The following is a 21346-nucleotide window of genomic DNA, read 5'->3' on the forward strand; positions in this document are numbered from 1 at the left end:
CGCCGATAACTCGCGCTAAGGCTTGCGCATGAATTTCCTGCGCAAGCCCTACGTTGCCATATCCATCGGCCTGCTGGCCTGCTTCGTCCTCGCCGTAACCATCGGCAGCGCCAATGCGCCCACCGTGGTGGAGCGGATTTCCGCACCCGCCGCCGATGCCATCGCCGAGGCAGGCGGCGGCGGCAAGGTGGAGGCGCATTTCCGCACTCCCAACGGTTTTCCCAGTCGCCACGTCGTCCTCACCGGCGCAGAGGGCCTCGACGAGGCCACGCGCAACGACATTGCTCACGCCGTCGCCGGGCTACCCGGCGTGGGCGGCATCAGCTGGTCCGATGGGGACGTGATGGTGGAACAGCACTTCAGCCCGCTCCACTGCCAGGAGGACGTGCAAGCCCTGCTGCGCGCGCGCACCATCCGGTTCGAGGAAGGCTCGGCACAGATCGATGCAGGCAGCCAGTCCCTGATCGACGAAGTCGCCGGCGCCCTTCGTCCCTGTCTCGGCGCGGTGATCGAAGTGAGCGGTCACACCGACCGTTCCGGTCCGGAGGAACGGAACATCGTGCTCTCGCGAGAGCGCGCCCAGGCGGTGAAGCAGGCGCTGGTGAGGCGTGGCATCCCTGCGGAAGAGGTGCGGGTGACGGGCGAAGGATCTGCCGTTCCGGTCGAGGGGCTGGAACCGACCGACCCCGCCAACCGTCGTATCGAATTCGCAGTGGTTTCCACCCAGCCGCTGCTTCCCACCCCGGTCGATACGCCCGGTCCGCGTTAGGCTTTTTACGATAACCACGACCGGGTGATTTGCCCGAATCGTCCCACCTGCTGCAAAGGAACCGCATGCCGATCTGGATGGAAGTACTGGTGCTGATGCTGTTCGCCTATGCGATCGGGCTGGGCCTTGGCTGGGCCGTCTGGGGCCGGGACACGTGATTAATCGGAGAAATGCACATGGCTGAATTGTTGCAGGCAAACTGGATCCTGATCGTCATCGCCCTGGTGATCGGGCTGCTGGTGGCCTGGTGGATCTTCGTCGCTTCCCGCCGCACCAAGGTGGAAATCGAGGAAAAGGACGAAAGCGAGAGCAAGGCCGCACGGCGCAACCAGGCGCTGATCGACGCGCCGCCCGCCGCACAGCGCGACACCGGTCCGCCCGAGCCGTCCGTCACGCCCGCCGCCAGCGATGTTCAGGACGTGGGAGCCGCCCGCAGCGATGCTTCTCCGGGTCCGACTTCGGCTGCCGCCAACGCGGATACGACCGCGGCGGCGCCGCTGGGCACAGATGCCGAAACCGGCGACGGGGTGCCGATGCGCGAGGCCATGAAGGAGGTGCCACCCTCACCCGCTCCCGCACCGTCCGCAGCGCCCGATCGCGCTTCGGGCGACGACCTTCGGCGTATCAAGGGCGTCGGCCCGAAGCTCGCCAACCTGCTGGCCGAGCTCGGCGTGACCAGCTTTGCGCAGATCGCCGGCTGGTCCGATGCCGATATCGACCGGATCGATGCGAAACTCGGCAGGTTCCAGGGCCGGATCAGGCGCGACAACTGGGTGGAACAGGCAAAGTTGCTCCAGTCGGGCGACATCGCCGCCTACGAAGCGAGGTTCGGCGCGACGTCCTGAACGGGAACCCCCGCTCCCTTGCCGCGTAGTTTCCAAGCCGCGTCACGATCTGACGCGAGGGAAAGGTTATGTGTATGGCGAGCCAGGCAGCAACTGATCAGCCCACCGTACTGGTGGTGGAAGACGAGGTGATTATCGCACTCGATCTGTCCGAAACCGTGCGCGACATGGGCTACCGTGTGGAAGGGCCCTACGCCAACAAGGGGCATGCCTTCATCGCGATAGACCAGGAAATGCCGGATTTCGCCATCCTCGACGTGATGACCGCCGACGGCGAGGTTTTCCCGCTGGCAGATGCGCTGACCGAGGCAGGCGTGCCGATCATCTTTCATTCCGGCCACATCTCGGAATGCGAGATTGCCAAGCGCTATCCAAACGCACTGACAGCGTGCAAGCCCTGCCCGCCGGACAAGCTGATCCAGATGATGTCCGAAGCAAACAAAAGGGCGCATTGAACGCAAGGCTCCTTGCCCCGCTCCGCACGACTAAGTAGGGCGGTTTCAAAGGAGACTATTTGCCATGGCCGATATGGTGCCTTTCGACTGGGCCGATCCCTTCAACATCGACGATCAGCTGACCGAGGACGAGCGCATGGTGCGCGACGCCGCCCACGGTTTCGCGCAAGGCACGCTGCAGACCCGCGTGATCGACGATTTCGCGAAAGAGGCAGACGCCAGCGAGCTGTTCCCGCTGATGGGCCAGGCCGGCATGCTGGGCGTCACCATTCCGGAAGAATTCGGCGGCGCGGGCGCCAGCTATGTCGCCTACGGGCTTGTCGCGCGAGAGATAGAGCGGGTGGACAGCGGCTATCGTTCCATGGCGAGCGTGCAGTCCTCGCTGGTGATGTACCCGATCCACGCCTACGGCTCGGCAGAGCAGCACGCGAAGTACTTGCCCGGCCTCGCCTCGGGTGAACTGATCGGCTGCTTCGGCCTTACCGAACCCGATGCAGGCTCCGATCCGGCAGGAATGCGGACCTACGCCAAGAAGGACGGCGACGGCTATTCGCTGTCGGGCGCGAAGACCTGGATTTCCAATTCGCCCTTCGCCGACGTGTTCGTGGTCTGGGCCAAGAGCGAGGCGCACGGCGACAAGGTGCGCGGATTTGTTCTGGAAAAGGGCATGAAGGGGCTGGAAGCGCCCAAGATCCAGGGCAAGCTTTCGCTGCGCGCCAGCACCACCGGCATGATCCAGATGGACGAGGTGAAACTGTCCGCGGACGCCCTCCTGCCGAATGTCGAGGGCATCAAGGGGCCGTTCGGCTGCCTCAACCGTGCCCGCTACGGCATTTCGTGGGGCAGCATGGGTGCGGCCGAATTCTGCTACCACGCGGCGCGCCAGTACGGGCTCGACCGCCACCAGTTCGGCGTGCCTCTCGCTTCGAAGCAGCTCTACCAGCTGAAGCTCGCCGACATGGCGACCGAGATCGCCCTTGGACTGCAGGGTTCCCTGCGCGTCGGCCGCTTGATGGACGAGGGCCGGTTCGCGCCGGAAATGATCTCCATCGTGAAGCGGAACAACGTGGGCAAGGCGCTGGATATCGCGCGGGCCGCGCGCGACATGCATGGCGGCAACGGAATTTCCGAGGAATATAAGGTCATGCGTCACATGCTGAACCTGGAAACGGTCAACACTTACGAGGGCACGCACGATGTCCACGCGCTCATTCTCGGGCGCGCGATCACCGGGCTTTCGGCTTTCTAGGAATTCGTTCCGATGGCGGGCGCAACCGTCGGTTCGGTAAATGTGGATTTTGCGCAACAGTTTTGCGGGCTTTGATGGATTTGTTCCCATGCGTGGAACAATGGTGTAAGCCTGCGATTGACCAAGGGATACGGGACGTATCTCGTTGATCGTAATGAGGACAACTATGAAGAAGCTATTGATCGGCGCCTCGGTGGCCGCGCTTGCCCTTCCGGCAACCGCCCACGCGCAGGCCTATATCGGTGTCAGTGGTGGCGTAGTCACCAATGAAAATGCCCAGAACGAAGGTGAGTTCATCGATGCTCTCCCGCCGTCCGGTGCGTTCCCCGCTGTTCCTGCGGGCACGAACTACGAATTCGAAACGAATGTCGACCTTGGCTGGACCGCCGGCCTGCAGCTTGGTTACGCATTCGACAACGGCTTCCGCCTCGAACTCGACGGCAGCTACGCCAAGATGGACATCGACTATCACAAGGGTCTCGTCGTCGGTGGCACGTTGCTCGACGACAGCGACCTCGGCCGTGCGCTTCTGCGTACCGAACCGACGAACACCTCGGTCGGCGCTTTCCTGGCCGACGGCCAGGGCGACGTGGAAACCTACAGCTTCTTCCTGAACGCACTGTACGACTTCCAGCTTGGTGCGGTTGAACCCTACCTCGGTGTCGGCGCCGGTGCGATTGTCACGGACCTGAACTACATCCCCAGCGACACGCTGGTAGTGAAGGGTTCGGACGCAGCTTTCGCCTACCAGGGCATCGTCGGTGTCTCGGGCAACCTGTCCGACAACGTGCAGCTGTTTGCCGAATACAAGTATCGCGGCCTCTTCGACGAGCCGAGCTACCGCTTCGCTCCGACGCTGCCGATCAACATGACGACCGATTACAACCAGCACACGGGCACGATGGGCCTGCGGTTCCTGCTGGGTGGCGAAGAAGCGCCGCCGCCGCCTCCCCCGCCGCCGCCGCCCCCGCCGCCGCCTCCTCCGCCCCCGCCGCCTCCGCCGCCGCCGCCTCCGCCGCCGGCTCCGGTCTGCGAGCAGGGCCCCTACATCGTGTTCTTCGATTGGGACGAGTCCACCATCACTCCGGAAGCAGCCACCGTGCTCAACTCCGCCATCACCGCCTACGGCGATTGCGGCACCGCAGCCATCATGCTGGCCGGCCACACCGACCGTTCCGGCTCGGTGGAATACAACATGGGTCTGGCAGAGCGTCGTAACGCCTCCGTCCGCGAATACCTCACCGGTCGCGGCATCCCGGGCGGTCGCATCTCCAGCGAAGCATTCGGCGAAAGCATGCCCCGCGTGCCCACCGCCGACGGCGTGCGCGAACTGCAGAACCGCCGCGTGGAAATCACTTACGGTCCGGGCTCGGGCATGTAAGCGGTTTCACACCGACACATACGAAAAGGGCCGGGAGCAATCCCGGCCCTTTTTGTTTGGCCTAACAGCGGAGAGCATCTGAAGCCCCGCATCGCCAACGGTTGAAAACGGCGAGCGTCCCTGACAGTGCATGTTCAGTCACGCGCGGCTAGTGCGCGGCTTTTCACACTCGCGGGATACCCCTTCCATTTACGCCTACGAGCCAGAAGTCATCGAGGGTCCGTGGTGGCGCAGCGCCTATGCCCGGCTGCGCGCCGATGCCTCGCGACGTGGTGCCGGGTTCGCCCTTGCACTTGGCATCGAGTTGCTGATCGTGCTGCTGCTGCTCTCGTTGGGCCTCGGCAGCCGGGAGGAACAGCGCGAATTCGTGCCCGTTACCAGTTTCGACGTAAGCAAGGCCGAGGCTCCGCAGGACGAGCCGGCGCCAAGCGAGCCGGAAAGCGCCGCCACGCCGGTCGAAACCACGCCGCAGCAACGCGATGAACCGCAGCCTGCGACGCCGTCCGTCATGCCGCTGCCCTCTGCCCTGCCCGTTCCGACGGTGAACGTCCCGCCGCAGCCCGCACCCGAACCGGCGCCTACACCTACCGCCGCGCCGCGCGGGCGGATCGGCGCGGTCGTCAGGTCGGACCGGAATTTCGGGCCGGCAGACACCGGCAATCGCGGCGGGCCGGACAGCGAAAGGGTCGGCACTGCGCCCGATGGTTCCCCGCTTTACGCCGCGGCCTGGTACAGGGAGCCGGAGCCGGACCAGCTTTCAGGCTACCTCTCGGCCGCCAGCGGCCCCGGCTGGGGCATGATCGCCTGCCGTACCGCGCAGGACTGGCGCGTCGAGGATTGCGAGATCGTCAGCGAATATCCGCAGAATTCGGGCATCGCGCGAGCGGTTCAGGCCGCCGCATGGCAATTCAAGGTCCGCCCGCCGCGCCTTGGCGGGCAGTACCAGGTCGGCAGCTGGGTAAGGATCCGGATCAATTACACCAGCGCACTGCGGCGCGGCGGCTGACACCCCGTCATCCGACCAGCATCAGGGCGTCGAGCGCGATCACGCCCTGCCCTTCCGGATAGACAATCACGGGATTGAGATCGACTTCGCGGATCGAAGGGTTGCCTTCCATGATGCGGCCCATGGTCACGATCATCTCGGCCAGCGCGTCCACGTCCAGCGCGGGCGAACCGCGCCAGCCCATCAGCAGCGGAGCCTGTTTCAGCTTGAGCAGACCTTCCTTGACCTGCTCCACGCCCAGGTCGGGAGTGAACAGCTTCACATCCTTCAGGATCTCTGCCGTCACGCCGCCGAAGCCCGCCAGCACGACCGGGCCCCACTGCGGATCGTGCTTGGCGCCCACGATCATCTCGGTGCCCATGGCGCCCATCTTTTCCACCAGCACGCCGTCCAGCGTGATGGAGGAATCGTAGTTCGCCACGTTGCCGTGCATCCGGTCGAACGCCTTGCGCACCTCGTCTGCCGACTTGAGACCCAGGATCACGCCGCCGGCATCGCTCTTGTGACCAAGCGCGGCGGCCTGCGCCTTCATTACCACCGGATAGCCCAACGCATCGGCCGCCTTCGCGGCATCGTCGGCGGAGGCGGCAAAGGTGCTTTCGGGAAACGGCACGCCCAGCGGGCGCAGCAGTTCCTTCGCGCGGTATTCGGGAATGACACCGCTTTCATCTCCGATACCCGGCATCGCCAGCGGTTCGCCCGAACGGCTTTCGAGGTCGCGCTTGGCAAGGTCCGCAAGGCGGGCAATCGCGCGGTATGCGCGCTCGGTGGAGGGGAAGTAGGGGATACCCACTTCCGCCAGCCCGTCGATGTATTTCTGCGGCACGTTCGCGCCTTCGTCGACCCCTGCGAAGACCAGCGGCTTGTCCATCTCGCGCCCGTCGAGCACCTTCTGGATGGCCGGGAACTTGATCTCGCTGGTGATCGGGTCGGACTGGATGATGCTGGCCACGACGGAACCGACGCGGTCGTCTTCCAGCAGCGCGGTCAGCAGGTTGGTGTAGATCTCCGGTTCGCTGAGGCCCACGGCAGTAATGTCCGTCGGGTTCGATACCGGCACGAAATCGGGCAGCACTTCGCGCAGCTTGGGGCTGTTCTCATCGTCGAGGTGCAGCAGGTCCAGCCCGATGTCCTCGGCCAGGTCGAAGGCGAGGCCGCGCAGCGCGCCGCTTTCGCCCAGCACCACCATGTTCGCGCCCGGCAGGCTTTCGCAGGTGACGGCGATGGTGGCGATATCGGCCAACTCCTCCAGAGTATCGGCGAAGATCACGCCTTCGCGGGTGAGCTTGGCCTTCATCAGCGCGTAGTTGCCGGCCATCGCGCCTGTATGGGTGGCGGCGGATTCCTGCGCCTTGTCGCTCTTGCCCGGATGCAGCAGGACAATGGGCTTGCCGGCAGCACGCGCGCGGCGGGCGACGGCGATGAACGCCTGCGGTCGGCGGAAATTCTCGACATACATGGCGATAACGTGCGTGGCGGGATCGTCCACCAGCCACTCCACGTAGTCCTCGACGCCCGATGCCGCCTCGTTCCCGGTGGAAACCGAAGTGGAAACATAGCAGCCGCGCGGGTGCAGTGTGGTGGCCAGCACGGCGGCAAGTGCGCCCGACTGGCTGGCAACGCCCACGGCGCGCGCGCCCTCGGGCGGCGTCTGCATGTTGGTTTCCACGAAGGTGAGCGGGATACGCTCGACATAGTTCGTGCAGCCGAGGCAGTTCGGGCCTTCGATGATGATGCCGTGCTTCTCGGCAATAGCGGCCAGTTCGGCCTGGTCCTTCGCGCCCTCTTCACCGGCTTCGGAGAAACCGGCAGCGTAGATCACCACCGCGCCGCAGCCGTTTTCGGCCAGGTCGCGCACCGTCTGCACCACGAAGGGGCGTGGGATCGCCAGCACCGCGCAGTCGACGCCGTGGGGCAGTTCCTTCACATCCTTGTAGACCTTGAGGCCCTGCAACTCCTCACGCTTCGGGTTCACCGGGTAGACATCGCCATCGAACTCGTACTGCACGAGATTGTTGAGCAGTGTGCAGCCGAGCGCACCGTGGCGGTCGGATGCGCCGACGACGGCGACCGATTTCGGGCGCAGAAGGCGATCGATCTGTTCGTTGGTGAAGCGACGGGTGCTCATCGGGCGATCCTCTTCCCTGACAATTCTTGCTGCGTACCTAGCTCGCAGCACCATAAGCGTCACCCCGACCAATGGCCGGGGTGAGCGAATACGTCGATATTGAAATCAGTCCTTGCTGACCTTGGTCTTGTCGAATGCGCCAAGGCCGGGCTTGAAGGTCTTCTCGTCGAGGAACTGCTTGGTGGCTTCCTTGCGGGTTTCCCAGCCGCCGAAGTCGTTCAGCGCTTCCTGCGCGCGGATCAGGTAGTCCTCGGCATTGTCGTAGGTCATCTCGCGCACGCGGCGCACGGCCCACTTGGTGGCGCGAAGGGCCTGGCTGTCCTTCTTCTTCAGCACGTCGACCACCTCCTGCACCCGGTCCTTCAGCTTGTCGGCAGGCAGCGATTCGTTGACCATGCCCTTTGCCGCGGCTTCGGGGCCGGTCAGGTTCTCACCCATCATCGCGTGGTACATGGCATCGCGGAAGTTGAGCAGCTCTGCCGCTACCTTCGAAGCGCCGCCACCGGGCAGGATGGCCCAGTTGATTTCGGACAGGCCGAACTGCGCATCGTCGGAGCAGAAAGCCAGGTCGCAGGCGAACAGCGGGCCGTAGGCACCGCCGAAGCACCAGCCGTTGATCATCGCGACGGTCGGCTTTTCGTACCAGCGCAGGCGTTCCCACCAGCCATAGGCCTGGCGCTGGTGTTCGCGGACCTTGTGCAGGCCCTGCACTTCTGCCTCGCGGAAGTATTCCAGCAGGTCCATGCCGGCGGACCACGACGTGCCCTCCCCGGTCAGCACCAGCACCTGTACGTCGTCCCGGAATTCCAGTTCTTCCAGCACGATCAGCATCTGCTTGTTGAGCTTGGGGCTCATGCAGTTGCGCTTGTCCGGACGGTTGAACGATACCCATGCCACGCCGTCGACGATCTCGTACTTGACGGTTTCTTCCTGCGGGCGGGGATCGGGTTGCGACGGGCCTTTTGCCATGGGGGCTCTCCTCTGGTGGCGCGACTCGCGCCGTTGCATTAATTGTTATCCCCAATAGCTATATGGATTGCTATACGCAACAACAATCGCTAAGGTGCCCTGCATGGACGATCCGTTGATCCGCTTTCCCGGCTATTCGCTGCGACGGGCTGCCAATGCCACCGGCGCCGAACTCGCCGGGCGACTGGCGGAACTGGGGCTGCGACAGGCCGATGCCTCCGCCATGCTGCTGATCGGCACCCACCCGGATATCACCGCCAGCGCGCTTGGCCGACAGCTGGATATCCAGCGTGCCAACATGGTTCCCCTGCTGAAACGGCTGGAGAGCGAAGGCTTGATCGAGCGCCATGCCATCGACGGAAAATCGCAGGGCCTCGTGCTGACCGCGCAAGGCCGGAAAATGCGAGACAAGGCGCTCCACGTGATAGAGACGTTCGAGGCCGAACTGCTCTCTCGCGTGCCCGCCCGGCACCGTGACCACCTTCTCCCTGCGCTCAATGCGCTATGGGTCGTGGATAACGGCGATCAATAAAGCTATCGAAACGGTGCGCCCGCCGCGCCAAGCAACAGGACCCGACAATGCCACGCACACGCCTCTATTCGCTCGACGAGCTTGACGACATTCCCGGAACCAAGGTGTTCCGGGCGCGCGAAAGCCGCCAAGCCTATCACCTGCACAAGTTCTGCATGAGCCTGATGAAGGCGGAGAACCGCGAGGCGTTCAAGGCAGACGAGCGCGGATACCTCGATCGGTACGACATGTCGGAAGAGCAGAAGGAAGCCGTGCTGGAACGCAACCTGACCAAGCTGATCCAGCTTGGCGGCAACATGTACTTCCTCGTGAAGATCGCCAGCACCGATGGGTGGAGCGCGCAGAAGGCGGTCAGTTCCATGAGCGGGATGAGCGCGGAGGAATATGCGCAGATGATGCTGGCGGGCGGCCGCTCGCCCGAAGGCCTGCGCTCGATAAGGAACAAGAACTGATGGCCCGAATTTCCGGCGGTATCGCCACCAGCCACGTGCCCGCGATCGGCGCGGCATTCGATCTCGGCAAGACCGAGGAAGATTACTGGAAGCCGATCTTCGAAGGCTACGAGTACGTGAAGGAATGGATCAAGGGTAACACGCCCGACGTGGTGATCCTGATCTACAACGATCACGCAAGCTCGCTGATGCTGGACATCGTGCCGACTTTCGCGATGGGCTTTGCCGAGGAATTCGAAAGCGCCGACGAAGGGTGGGGCCGCCGCCCGGTGCCGGTGGTGAAGAACCACCTCGATCTGGCCGCCCACGTGGCGGAACAGCTGGTTATCGACGAATTCGACCTGACGCTGATCAACGAGATGGACGTGGACCACGGCTGCACCGTGCCGCTCTCCCTCGTGTTCGGGAAAGTGGAGGAATGGCCGTGCAAGGTGATCCCCATCGCCGTCAACGTCACGCAGTTCCCCACCCCCAGCGGCGAACGCTGCTGGAAGCTGGGCGAAGCGATCCGTAACGCGGTGAAGACCTTCCCCGAGGACCTGAACGTGCAGGTCTGGGGCACGGGCGGCATGAGCCACCAGTTGCAGGGCACGCGCGCAGGGCTGATCAACGAGGAGTTCGACCGCCGCTTCCTGGAGCTGCTGGCGCACGAGCCGGAGGAGCTGAAGTACATCACCCGCCTCGAATACCTGCGCGAAGCGGGCACCGAGGGGATCGAGCTGATCATGTGGCTGATCATGCGCGCCGCGCTGGGTTACGGCGTGGAGGAGAAGCACCGCTTCTACCGCGTGCCGGCCAGCAATACCGCAGTGGGGCACGTCGTCTACGAGACCAAGAGCTAGCCAGTCACCGTCCTCTTCTGATTGACAATGTCCGGGCGAGTTACGATCTAGCGGTTGAAAACACGCCTACGCACATGAGCCGGGGAGCCTGACATGACCGACCAACCCACCGCCGCCGACCTGTCCGCCGATATCAAGCGCGTCTTCGAGGCGCAGCAGGCAAACCAGTGGAACGTGAAGGCCAGCGATGCCGCCACGCGCAAGGCGAAGCTGCAGAAGCTGAAGGACGCGGTGGAAAGCCACGCGGACGATATCGTCGCCGCCGTGCTGAAGGATACGCGCAAGCCCGAGGGCGAGATCCGCGTGACCGAGGTGATGAACATCGTCGGCAATATCCAGCTCAACATCGACAATGTCGAAGAATGGATGCAGCCCACCGCGGTCACTCCCACCAACAACCCGGACGACAAGGCCATGATCGTGCCCGAAGCGCGCGGCGTGTGCCTTATCCTCGGCCCGTGGAACTTCCCGCTCGGTCTCACTTTCGGCCCGGTCGCCGCTGCCGTGGCTGCTGGCAACACCTGCATGGTGAAGCTGACGGACCTGTGCCCCAACGTTGCCAAGATCGCCAAGACCATCGTCGAGGAATGCTTCGACGAGAACGAGGTCGCCGTGTTCGAAGGCGATGTCTCGGTGGCCGAGGCGCTGCTGGAACTGCCGTTCAACCACATCTTCTTCACCGGCTCCACGCGGGTGGGCAAGATCGTGATGGCCGCCGCTGCCAAGCACCTTTCCACCGTCACGCTGGAGCTGGGCGGCAAGAGCCCGGTCATCATCGACAAGGGCGCGGACGTTGCTCCCATCGCCGCCGCGCTGGCAGGAGCCAAGCAGTTCAACGGCGGGCAGGCGTGCATCTGTCCGGACTATGTCTTCGTGCCGGAAGACAAGCAGGACGAACTGGTCGAGGGCTTCCGCGCAAACGTGCAGAAGAATCTCTACGGCAGCGGCGAAATCGACAAGTCCGCCATCGCGCAGATCGTGAACGAGGCGAACTTCAAGCGCGTGAAGTCCATGGTGGACGATGCCGTCGAGAAAGGCGCGACCGTGGCCGTGGGCGGCGAGATGGATGCAGAAGACCTTACCATCCACCCCACCATGCTCACCGACGTCACCCCGCAGATGAAGATCTTGCAGGAGGAAATCTTCGCGCCCGTCCTGCCGGTGATGACCTACGACAGCCTCGACCAGGTGATCGACTACATCGAGGCGCGCGACAAGCCGCTGGCGCTCTACATGTTCTCACCCAGCGAGGAGAACATGGACAAGGTGCTGAAGCGCACCAGTTCGGGCGGCACCACGCTGAACGGCGTGTTCTCGCATTACCTCGAAAACCGGCTGCCCTTCGGCGGCGTGAACGGCAGCGGCATGGGCAGCTATCACGGCTACTTCGGCTTCAGGGAATTCAGCCACCACCGCGCCGTCTACCAGCACATGGCCGCCTGATCGCCGCTTCAGTCCTCCTGCCTGGGCAACGCCGGTGACGGCTTGCCCAGCGCGAGGTCCGCATCGGAGAAACGGATGGGCGTGCGCAGGCCCTTCAGGCCCGTCTCGCCCAGGTCCACCACCATGCCGCGGGCGACGATCTGCGGATCGGTCAGCGCCTGCTTCACGTTGTTGATCGGGCCGGCGGGGATGCTCCTGTTCTCCAGCTTCAGCAGCAGGTCGTCGCGCTTCATTTCCTTCACGCGCATGGCGATGGCGGCGGACAGCGAAGTGCGGTTCTTCACGCGGCGGGCGTTGGTCGTCCACTCCTCGCGCGCGGGCAGGTCTATCGCCTCGGCAAAACGCCTGTACTGGCGGTCGTTGCCCACGGCCACGATCAGCCAGCCGTCCTTGGCCTCGAACGCTTCGTAAGGTGCGATATTGGGGTGGGCGTTGCCCATCCGCTTCGGACTACGGCCGGAGACGAGGTAGTTCATCGCCTGGTTGCCCAGCGTGCCCACCATCACGTCGAACAGCGCCATGTCGACAAGCTGCCCGCGCCCGGTCGCCTCGCGCTGGCGCAGCGCCGCCTGGATGCCGATCACGGCGTAAAGGCCGGTCATGATGTCGGCATAGGCCACACCGATCTTCGTCGGCGCACCGTCGGGGAAACCGGTCAGGTCCATGATACCGCTCATGCCCTGGATGATGAAATCGTACCCCGCCCGGCCCGCGTATGGGCCATCGTGGCCGAACCCGGTGATCGAGCAGTAGACGAGGCCGGGATGGTTCGCGACGAGGCTCTTGTAGTCCAGCCCGAACTTGGCGAGGCTGCCCACCCTGAAGTTCTCGATCACCACGTCGGCTTCGGCGATCAGGGCCTTCACCTTGTTCAGGTCGCCCGCGCGATTGAAATCGGCAACCAGGTTGTCCTTGCCGCGATTGGCGGCGTGGAAATAGGCAGCATCCTTCGTGCCATCGGGCCGGTCTATAAAGGGCGGGCCCCACTGACGCGTATCGTCGCCTTCGGGGCTTTCCACCTTGATGACTTCCGCACCAAGGTCTGCCAGCACCTGTCCCGCCCACGGACCCGCCAGGATGCGCGCGAGTTCGACGACCTTGATACCGGCCAGCGGGGCATTGGATGATGTTTCGCTCATCCGCCCCGCCTACGCGCAGTCCCTAACAACGTAAACGCCCGTCTCAGCTCTCCGGCGGAATATGGAACACGCGCTCCGCATTGCCGTGGCACAGCGCATGCATTTCCGCCTCGGTGCATTCGAAGCTTTCGATGAAATCCACCGCCGGTTTCATCGGCTGGTAGGGGTAGTCGATGGCCCAGATGACGTTATCGATACCCATGCGATCAATCGCGTAACGCAGCGCCATGTGGTCCTCCACGCCGCTGGTGGTGAAGACGAAATTGTCGCGGAAATACTCTTCCATGCTGCGCTGCGTCTTCGGGGCGCGGCCGACCTTCTGCGCGCGGCTGTTCATGAAATTGATGCGCCAGATGAAGAACGGCACCATTTCGCCCATGTGGCCGACGCAGACCTTCAGGTTCGGGAACCTGTCGAACACGCCGCTCGCCATCATGCGCAGCATCATCGTGCCCACTTCCACGCCGTAGCCCCACATGGCCGAATCCATCGCGTAGTCTTGCAAAGGGCCCTTCAGGCTGTCCGACGGCGCGCGGGGATGGATGTAGATCGTCGCATCATGCGCCTCTGCCGCTTCCAGGATCGGCCAGAAGCGATAGTCGTCGAAATAGTCGCCGTTGGTGTGGCTGTTGACGACGAGGCCATTGAGCTTCAACTCGGTCATCACCCGCTCCACCTCCTTCGCGGCCCGCTTGGGGCTTTGCGGGGCGAAGCTGCCGAGGCCGGCAAAGCGATCCGGGCGATTGGCGCAGATTTCGGCAAGGCGATCGTTGCTGAGCGCCGCAAGGTCGGTGGCGGTATCGGCATCGAACATCTGCACGCCCGGCGCTGTCAGCGTAAGGAGGTGCATGTCCACGCCGTGCTCGTCCATCTGTGGCAGGCGCTGCTCCTCCACGTCCAGCAGGCCCTGCAGGAAGTTCATCTTGCCATAGCCGCTGGTATCCTCCTCCGCATCGTAGATGCCTGCCACCAATAGTTTGTCGAGGCTCTGACTGGGGCTGCGCGCCACCTTCTTCAGTTCATCGGCAACCTCGGGAATCGTCCAGGCTTCCTCGCAGGCGATTAGGCGGCACTTCTTTCCCATGGGTCTCTCCTCTCCCGTTGAACTATCAAGATTTGGGCAAGACTAGGGATTTCGTCACGTTTGCCAAATCGGATTTTTGCGCGCAGGATTGTCTCCATGGCATCGCGCAAGCCATCCGATCACGCCGCCAGCGAGCCTGAAAGCTGGACCTCGGCCGGTCTCGCCCGGCCAGAGGCGCTGCGCGAATGGCGCGAATGGGCCGCCAGCACCATCGCCCCTATCGAGGTGGAAGTGTTCGATGCGGACAGCTTTGCCGCGAGGTGGATCAGCCACGGCATCGGCCAGCTTCGCCTGCTGCACCTCTATGCCCCTGCGCAGCGCGTGACGCACACCGGCACCGAAGGCAGCGCGGGCCGTGCCGCACCGTCCATCCAGCTCGTCTATTCACGCCAGGGCGCGATGAAGACGCTGATGGGTGGCAAGAGCTTCACCATCGAACCGGGGCAGTTCGTGCTCCTGGACAACACCCGTTTCTACCAGATGGAAATGGATACCGAGCACGAGTGCCTGGACCTGATGATGCCGCAGGGCTGGCTGGAGAAGCACCTGCCCGATCCCGGCGCGCTGCTGGCGCGGCCGATAGAAACCCGCGAAGGCTGGGGCAGGCCGCTGGGCGCCTTGCTGGAAACCATGCTGGACGGGATCGACCATGCCCCCCTGCCCCGCCCCCTCATCGCAGAGCAGGTCGGCACGCTGCTGTCACTGGCGACGGGTGTAGAGGAAGCGGCTGCCGGAACCCGCCACCGCGGGCAACTGGCGCGGCGCATCCTGCGCCGGATCGAAAGCGACTATGCGGACTCGTCCCTCTCGCCCGAGCGGGTGGCGGAAGATTGCGGCATTTCCAAGCGCTACCTGCAAACCCTGCTGGCGGGCAGCGGCACCAGTTTCGTGCAGGAGCTGAACGCCATGCGGCTGGACCGGGCGAGCGACATGCTGGCCGATCCGCGCGCGGCGGGCCTGCCGGTGGCCGACATCGCCTTTCGCAACGGCTTCCTCGATCCCGGCTATTTCACCCGGTTGTTCCGCAAGCGGTTCGGCGTGACACCCAGCGCCTGGCGCGCCGGACACGCCCCGCAGAGCTGATCGGTCCCACCCGCCATGAAACTGGTTCTCGCCGTCGTCGTGCTGGCTGCTCTCGCACTGGGCGTGGCCTACTGGGTTTCACCCCTCCACACCTTCAACACGCTCGTGCCCAAGGATGGCAATACGCGAAAGGTGGCGGAGGGATTGGCCTATGGCGATCACCCGCGCCAGCGGCTCGACATCTATGCGCCGGTGGAATCGCCCGACATTCGCCTGCCGGTGATCGTGTTCTTCTACGGCGGCAGCTGGAACAGCGGCACGCGCGAGGGGTACGATTTCGCCGGGCGCGCTTTGGCGGCGCGGGGTTTCGTGGTCGTGGTGCCCGATTACCGGCTGGTGCCCGAAGTGCGCTATCCCGGCTTCGTGCAGGATGGCGCGGCGGCGCTGCGCTGGGTTCAGGCGAATATAGCGGAGCACGGCGGCGATCCCGAAAGCGTGGTGCTGAGCGGGCATTCCGCAGGCGCCTATATCGCGGCGATGCTCGCCTACGACGCGCGCTGGCTGGGCGAGGATCGCGCGATGGTGCGCGGCTTTGCTGGACTTGCCGGGCCGTTCGACTTCCTGCCGCTGGACACCGATTCCACCCGCGCCGCCTTCGGCGAATGGCCGGACCTGCCCGAGACGCAGCCGGTCAACTGGGCCGGCGCAGGCGATCCCCCCGCGCTGCTGCTGCACGGCGCGCAGGATGCTACGGTGAAGCCGCGCAATTCCATCGCGCTGGCCGCCGCGCTGGAGGAGGCGGGCGTGGAGGCGCAGGTGATCGAATACGAAGAGGTGGACCACGTCGACGTTCTCATCCACCTTGCCCGGCCCCTGCGTTCGCGCAGCACGGTGCTGGAAGACCTCACGCGCTTTGCCCAAAGCCGCACGGGCGGGATCTGAGAGCCGATCCAGACAATTTCCCCTGCGCTTTTCTCCTACTGGCCTTGCGCGGGAATCCTTTGTCAAATCGGTGCTTGTGCGTAACCTCGCAATCGAATTTGCTCTTCGTGGATGAACCCGAAAAGGGTCGGCGCGGCGGGCGAGGCATTTGAGAGGATGCACGCACATGTCGGAAAAGAGCTTTCCCCTGCCCAGCTCGCTGGAAGTGACTCCGGGGACGGAGGCCGCGCAGGCCGCCTACCCCTATTACGCACAGTTCCAGCCGGGCGATGACGAGCGGTTCTGGTTCTACAACTCGATGCATTTTCCCGAACCGATGCATCACTTCGACATGATCACGGCGGAAGCGGCCTACTGCGCGCTCGGTGCGTTCAACACCCGCGTCCACGTGCTGCCCACCACCAAGGGGATCGACCACCGCATCATCAACGGCCGCGTCTTCATCGGCGGCGTGCCGGTGACGGACCCCAAGGAGGTGGAGGCGCGCGCGGCGGAATTCCAGAAGCGCGGTTTCTACTATTACGAGAACTGGGAAAAGCTCTACGACCAGTGGAAGGACAAGATGAAGGCGCTGATCGCGGAGGCGCAGGACCTCCCCGTGCCTCACCTGCCCGAGCTGGAGCCGATGGAGACGACCCACACCGGCAAGGGCGTGGCCGCCAACCACGCGCTGATCGAGACCTATCGCAAGCAGCTCAACGGCTATTACCAGATGTGGCACCACCACTTCGAGTTCCTGCTGCTGGGCTACGGCGCCTACATGACCTTCTTCGATTTCTGCAAGACGGCCTTCCCCGAGATTTCCGACCAGGCGATCAGCCGCATGGTGGCGGGCATGGAAGCGGAAATCTTCAAGCCTGACGAGGAAGTGAAGCGCCTCGCCCGCCGCGCGGTGGAGCTGGGCGTGGATCAGCATTTCACGCCGGAAATGGATATCGACACCGTGCTGGCCGATCTCGACAAGGTGGGCGGCCCCGGCAAGGAATGGCTGGGCGAGCTGGAAACCAGCCGCAACCCGTGGTTCAACGTGAACGTGGGTGACGGTTTCTACCACTATCACCGCAGCTGGAACGACGACCTGTCGATGCCCTTCGCCGCGCTTCCCGGTTATATCGAGAAGATCAAGGCGGGCGAGAATATCGAGCGTCCGATGGACCAGCTGATCAAGGAGCGCGACCAGATGGTCGCCGACTACCGCGAGCTGCTGGACACCGAAGAGGACAAGGCGACCTACGACCAGCTTATCGAGCTGGCGCACCGCGTGTTCCCCTACGTGGAGGGTCACAAGTTTTACTGCGAGCACTGGTACACCAACCTGTTCTTCAACAAGATCCGCGAATTCGGCGCGCTGCTGGCGGAGCACGGCTTCTGGGAGAAGGAGGAAGATGTCTTCCACCTCACCCATTACGAGCTGGAAAGCGCCATTATCGACCTGATGCTGAGTTGGTCCTCCGGGTCGCCCCCGATGGGGCCGTCTCGCTGGCCCGCGATTGTCGCAGAACGTCAAAAGGCGATCGACACGTGGGCCGGCGAGACAGTTCCGCCGGCACTGGGGCAGGTTCCCGACGCGATCGACGATCCCGCCATCGTCATGCTGTGGGGCATCACCCGCGAAAGCCTGGATACCTGGCTGTCCGACGGCGAAGGCGATCCCAACGAACTGCGCGGCTTTGCCGCCTGCAACGGCGTGGTGGAAGGCACCGCCCGAGTCATCAAGTCGGTGAAGGAGATCGACCGCATCCAGCAGGGCGATATCCTCGTCTGCCAGGTGACGAACCCCACCTGGTCCCCGCTGTTCCAGAAGATCAGCGCGGCGGTGTCCGACATCGGCGGCTCCATGAGCCACATGGCCATCGTGGCGCGCGAGTACGACCTGCCCGCCGTGGTGGGCACCGGCAACGCCAGCCAGAAAATCCGCGACGGTGCGCGCATCCGCGTCGATGGCGGCAAGGGTACGGTCACCATCCTCGAACAGCCCGCCGAGACCCGCGAGCTGGAGGACGCCTGAGCCATGGACGCGGTTGCATGGTTCGCAGACGTCGGCATCGCGGACCGCCCGACCGTTGGCGGCAAGGGCGGCTCGCTGGGTGAACTGACGCAGGCCGGGATCGACGTGCCGCCCGGCTTCGTCGTCACCGTGGCCGCATTCGAGCAGTTCCTGGAGAAACTGGAAGCCAGGGAACCGATCCGCCCGCTGGTGGAGGCGCTCGACCCGCAGGACCTTGGCGCGGCGACGAAGCTGTCCGAGCAATTGCGCGCCCGTGTGATGGAAGAGGCCATGCCCGCCGAGGTGCAGGACGCGCTGAAGAGTGCCCACGCGCGGCTGTGCGAGGACGGCCAGCCCGTCGCCGTGCGCAGTTCCGCCACGACCGAGGATGCCGAGGACGCGAGCTTCGCGGGCCTGCAGGACACCTTCCTCTGGGTGCTGAACGCAGAGGACATGATCGAGCGGGTGCGCGAATGCTGGGCCTCGCTCTACTCGGTCGAATCCATGACCTACCGCCGTAAGCAGGACTTCCCTGAGGATGGCGTTGCCATGGCCGTGGTGGTGCAGCGCATGGTGGATGCGAAATGCGCGGGCGTGATGTTTACCCGTAGCCCGACGACCGGCGACAAGTCCGTCATCACCATCGAGGGCGCGTGGGGCCTCGGCTCTAGCGTGGTTTCCGGCGAGGTGACGCCCGACAAATGGGTGGTCGGCAAGATCACCGGCGAGATCAGCCAGCGCGACATTTCCGACAAGCACGCCCGGCAGGTGCCCGCCGACGGTGGCGGCATTGTCGAGATCGAGAACGACGACGAGAAACGCCACGCACCTTGCCTCACCGACGACGAACTGCTGGCGCTGCGCGAAGTAGGCCGCCGGATAGAGCGGCACTACGGCAAGCCGCAGGATATCGAGTGGGCGCTGGACCAGGACGGGAAGGTTCTGCTGCTGCAATCGCGGCCGGAAACGGTCTGGGCGATGAAGGACGCCGAAAGCCAGCCTGTCAAGAAGCCGGAAGGCAAGGCTTACAACCACGTGATGGCGATCTTCGGGGGCAAGAAGAAATGAGCCTGACAGGCAAGGACGTTGCCGAAATCGCGCGTCTGCTGAGCGAGAGCCAGTTCAGCTCACTGGACCTGAAGCTGGGCAGCACGAAGCTGCGCATTCGCCGCGATGGCGGTGGCGGCAGCCGTGGCCGATGGGTGGCCGACGAGGACGAGAGCAGCGACGAAACGCAGCCGCAAGGCGAGGCAGGTGTGGAGCCGCCGCCATCTCCACCCCCGTCCGGCAGCGCCGAGCCTGCAAGCGAGGCCGGTGCTGGTCCAGGCGCTGGTGAAGTGGACGTGCCCGCCCCGCTGCTGGGCAACTACTACGCCGCCCCGCGCCCCGGCGAAGACCCCTTCGTGGAAGTGGGTGACCGCGTCGAACCCGATACGATCATCGCCATTATCGAGGTGATGAAGCTGATGAACTCGGTGCGCGCGGGCGTTTCCGGCACGGTCACGGCCGTGCTGCCGGAGAATGGCAGCGCCATCGAGAAGGGGCAGGCAATCATCCGGGTAAAGGTGGACTGATGGCCAATATCCAGATCGTCGAAACCAGCTTGCGCGATGGCAACCAGTGCCTGTGGGGCGCCACCGGCATCGATACCGCGAAGACGCTCTCCATCGCGCCCGCCATGGAGCGCGCCGGTTTTTCCGCCATCGATTTCACCACTTCCACCCACATGGGCGTGGCCGTGCGCTACAAGCAGGAGGACCCGTGGGAACGCATCCGCGCCATGGCGGACATCTGCAAGACGACGCCGCTTCAGTTCCTTTCCACCGGCTTCCGCTTCATCGCCTGGGAAACCGCCACTCCCGAATTCATGGAGCTGGCATTTGCCACGCTGGCGAAGAACGGCATCCGTCGCTTTGCCCTGGCCGACCCGATGAACGATGCGAAATCGAACGTCGAGGTCGCCCGCATGGTAAAACGCGCAGGCGGGGAGCAGGTGGTGGGCGCGCTGGTCTATTCGATCAGCCCGATCCACGACGATGCGCACTACGCCGAGGCTGCCCGCACCATGGCGGCGAGCGAGGATATCGACGCGCTCTACATCAAGGATCCCGGTGGCCTGCTGACCTCCAAGCGCGCGGCCACCCTGATCCCCGCGATCATGGCCGAGATCGGGGACCTGCCGCTGGAACTGCATTCGCATTCCACCATCGGCCTTGCCGAGCAGGCCTATTGCGAGGCCGCCGACATGGGCATCGCCGCGCTGCAATGCGCCAGCGGCGGGCTCGCCAGCGGTACTTCGCACCCATCCGTGCGCGGCACCGTCGCGAACCTGCGCGCCACCGGCCACACCGTCGACATCGATGACGAGGCCGTGGACGAGATCTCCGACTGGTTCACCGCCATCGCCGATGCCGAGAACCTGCCCAAGGGCGAGCCGATGCATTTCGATGCCGCCTACTTCCAGCACAACCTGCCCGGCGGCATGGTGGGCACCATGCGCCGCCACCTCGCCGATCAGGGCGTGCCCGAACTGGAAGGCGCGGTGATCGAGGAAATGGGCCGGGTACGGCGCGAACTGGGCTGGCCCATCGTGATGACGCCGTTTGCCCAGATGTTGCAGACGCAGGCGGTGATGAACGTGACCTCGGACGAGCGCTGGAGCGTGATCCCCGACGAGATCATCCGCTTCGCCATCGGCAAGTTCGGCAGGCCCAATGCGCCGGTCGATGAAAACGTGATGGACCGCATCATGGCCAACCCGCGCACGAAGGAGCTGGAGGCGGAAAAGGGCATGGCCGACGTTGCAACGCTGCGAAAGAAGCTGGGCGCGCACTTGTCGGACGAGGAATTCCTGCTGCGCGCCACCATGCCGCAGAACCTTGTCGATGCGATGCAGGCGGCAGGCCCGGCGGAGCGGGAATACGATCCGAAAAAGGTGCCGCTGATGAACCTGTTGAAAGAGGTGCTGGCGCGCACTGACATCGACGAGTTCGAGCTGGAGAAGGACGATATCAAGCTGGAGGTCGAGCGGTAGGAAGCGGAGCTTTCCTACTCCGTTTCAGACACGCCAGTCTCGCGGCATGACCTCCACTCATCTTCC

20 protein-coding genes are annotated in these 21346 nt (G+C 64.3%); 16 read left to right on the forward strand and 4 right to left on the reverse strand.

The annotated features are described in order from the left end of the window. Positions 1-28: 28 nt before the first annotated feature. From ABFX23_RS07360 to ABFX23_RS07385, 6 genes are all read left to right on the forward strand, one after another. Positions 29-769, forward strand: coding sequence for an OmpA family protein (locus tag ABFX23_RS07360; RefSeq protein ID WP_346032436.1), 741 nt, complete (start codon positions 29-31; stop codon positions 767-769). Positions 770-945: 176 nt separating this feature from the next. Next, complete coding sequence (locus ABFX23_RS07365; RefSeq protein ID WP_346032437.1) at positions 946-1614, forward strand: hypothetical protein; 669 nt, start codon at positions 946-948, stop codon at positions 1612-1614. A gap of 74 nt (positions 1615-1688) precedes the next feature. Next, positions 1689-2069, forward strand: a complete 381-nt coding sequence (locus ABFX23_RS07370; protein ID WP_346032438.1) for a response regulator — start codon at positions 1689-1691, stop codon at positions 2067-2069. 64 nt (positions 2070-2133) lie between these two features. Next, a complete protein-coding gene (locus ABFX23_RS07375; RefSeq protein ID WP_346032439.1) occupies positions 2134-3318 on the forward strand; it encodes an acyl-CoA dehydrogenase in 1185 nt (394 codons plus the stop codon). A 166-nt stretch (positions 3319-3484) separates the two neighbouring features. Next, a complete protein-coding gene (locus ABFX23_RS07380; RefSeq protein WP_346032440.1) occupies positions 3485-4699 on the forward strand; it encodes an OmpA family protein in 1215 nt (404 codons plus the stop codon). Between the two features lie 130 nt (positions 4700-4829). Further along, positions 4830-5705: a hypothetical protein gene (locus ABFX23_RS07385; RefSeq protein WP_346032441.1), complete on the forward strand. Its 876-nt coding sequence runs from the start codon at positions 4830-4832 to the stop codon at positions 5703-5705. Positions 5706-5712: 7 nt separating this feature from the next. On the opposite strand, the gene ABFX23_RS07390 is transcribed toward ABFX23_RS07385, so the two are convergent. Both ABFX23_RS07390 and ABFX23_RS07395 read right to left on the reverse strand, forming a co-directional pair. After that, the gene (locus ABFX23_RS07390) at positions 5713-7833 is read right to left on the reverse strand and encodes an acetate--CoA ligase family protein (protein ID WP_346032442.1); all 2121 of its coding nucleotides are present in this window, start codon (positions 7831-7833) and stop codon (positions 5713-5715) included. Positions 7834-7938: 105 nt separating this feature from the next. Continuing rightward, a complete protein-coding gene (locus ABFX23_RS07395) occupies positions 7939-8802 on the reverse strand; it encodes a p-hydroxycinnamoyl CoA hydratase/lyase (RefSeq protein ID WP_346032443.1) in 864 nt (287 codons plus the stop codon). A 103-nt stretch (positions 8803-8905) separates the two neighbouring features. On the opposite strand from ABFX23_RS07395, the gene ABFX23_RS07400 reads away from it, so the two are divergent. The 4 genes from ABFX23_RS07400 to ABFX23_RS07415 all read left to right on the forward strand — a co-directional run bounded on the left by ABFX23_RS07400 (position 8906) and on the right by ABFX23_RS07415 (position 12071). Then, entirely contained in the window at positions 8906-9334 is a 429-nt protein-coding gene (locus ABFX23_RS07400) for a MarR family winged helix-turn-helix transcriptional regulator (RefSeq protein ID WP_346032444.1), read from the forward strand. Between the two features lie 47 nt (positions 9335-9381). Next, positions 9382-9786, forward strand: coding sequence for a protocatechuate 4,5-dioxygenase subunit alpha (gene ligA, locus ABFX23_RS07405; protein ID WP_346032445.1), 405 nt, complete (start codon positions 9382-9384; stop codon positions 9784-9786). Then, the gene (locus ABFX23_RS07410; protein WP_346032446.1) at positions 9786-10628 is read left to right on the forward strand and encodes a class III extradiol dioxygenase subunit beta; all 843 of its coding nucleotides are present in this window, start codon (positions 9786-9788) and stop codon (positions 10626-10628) included. Before ligA ends, ABFX23_RS07410 begins: the two co-directional genes overlap by 1 nt. 93 nt (positions 10629-10721) lie before the next feature. Then, positions 10722-12071, forward strand: coding sequence for an aldehyde dehydrogenase family protein (locus tag ABFX23_RS07415; protein WP_346032447.1), 1350 nt, complete (start codon positions 10722-10724; stop codon positions 12069-12071). Positions 12072-12079: 8 nt separating this feature from the next. Here the strand turns inward: ABFX23_RS07415 and ABFX23_RS07420 are convergent, their stop codons facing one another. Together ABFX23_RS07420 and ABFX23_RS07425 are read right to left on the reverse strand one after the other, a co-directional pair. After that, entirely contained in the window at positions 12080-13210 is a 1131-nt protein-coding gene (locus ABFX23_RS07420) for a CaiB/BaiF CoA transferase family protein (RefSeq protein ID WP_346032448.1), read from the reverse strand. A 43-nt stretch (positions 13211-13253) separates the two neighbouring features. Further along, entirely contained in the window at positions 13254-14294 is a 1041-nt protein-coding gene (locus tag ABFX23_RS07425) for an amidohydrolase family protein (RefSeq protein ID WP_346032449.1), read from the reverse strand. Between the two features lie 96 nt (positions 14295-14390). On the opposite strand from ABFX23_RS07425, the gene ABFX23_RS07430 reads away from it, so the two are divergent. The 6 genes from ABFX23_RS07430 (at position 14391) to ABFX23_RS07455 (ending at position 21280) form a co-directional block, all read left to right on the forward strand. Continuing rightward, positions 14391-15377, forward strand: a complete 987-nt coding sequence (locus ABFX23_RS07430; RefSeq protein ID WP_346032450.1) for a helix-turn-helix domain-containing protein — start codon at positions 14391-14393, stop codon at positions 15375-15377. Between the two features lie 15 nt (positions 15378-15392). Continuing rightward, entirely contained in the window at positions 15393-16259 is an 867-nt protein-coding gene (locus tag ABFX23_RS07435; protein WP_346032451.1) for an alpha/beta hydrolase, read from the forward strand. Positions 16260-16425: 166 nt separating this feature from the next. Next, positions 16426-18267: a PEP-utilizing enzyme gene (locus ABFX23_RS07440; protein ID WP_346032452.1), complete on the forward strand. Its 1842-nt coding sequence runs from the start codon at positions 16426-16428 to the stop codon at positions 18265-18267. Positions 18268-18270: 3 nt separating this feature from the next. Beyond that, positions 18271-19314 carry a PEP/pyruvate-binding domain-containing protein gene (locus ABFX23_RS07445; RefSeq protein ID WP_346032453.1) on the forward strand — a complete coding sequence of 348 codons (1044 nt, stop codon included), beginning with the start codon at positions 18271-18273 and terminating at the stop codon, positions 19312-19314. After that, positions 19311-19820 (forward strand): acetyl-CoA carboxylase biotin carboxyl carrier protein, encoded by a 510-nt coding sequence (locus tag ABFX23_RS07450; RefSeq protein WP_346032454.1) that lies wholly within the window; start codon positions 19311-19313, stop codon positions 19818-19820. The genes ABFX23_RS07445 and ABFX23_RS07450 overlap by 4 nt, the downstream gene beginning before the upstream one ends. After that, entirely contained in the window at positions 19820-21280 is a 1461-nt protein-coding gene (locus tag ABFX23_RS07455) for a biotin carboxyl carrier protein (RefSeq protein ID WP_346032455.1), read from the forward strand. Before ABFX23_RS07450 ends, ABFX23_RS07455 begins: the two co-directional genes overlap by 1 nt. Positions 21281-21346: the final 66 nt, after the last annotated feature.

The organism is Erythrobacter westpacificensis (assembly GCF_039542285.1).
GTDB classification, from domain to species: Bacteria; Pseudomonadota; Alphaproteobacteria; order Sphingomonadales; family Sphingomonadaceae; genus Alteraurantiacibacter; species Alteraurantiacibacter westpacificensis.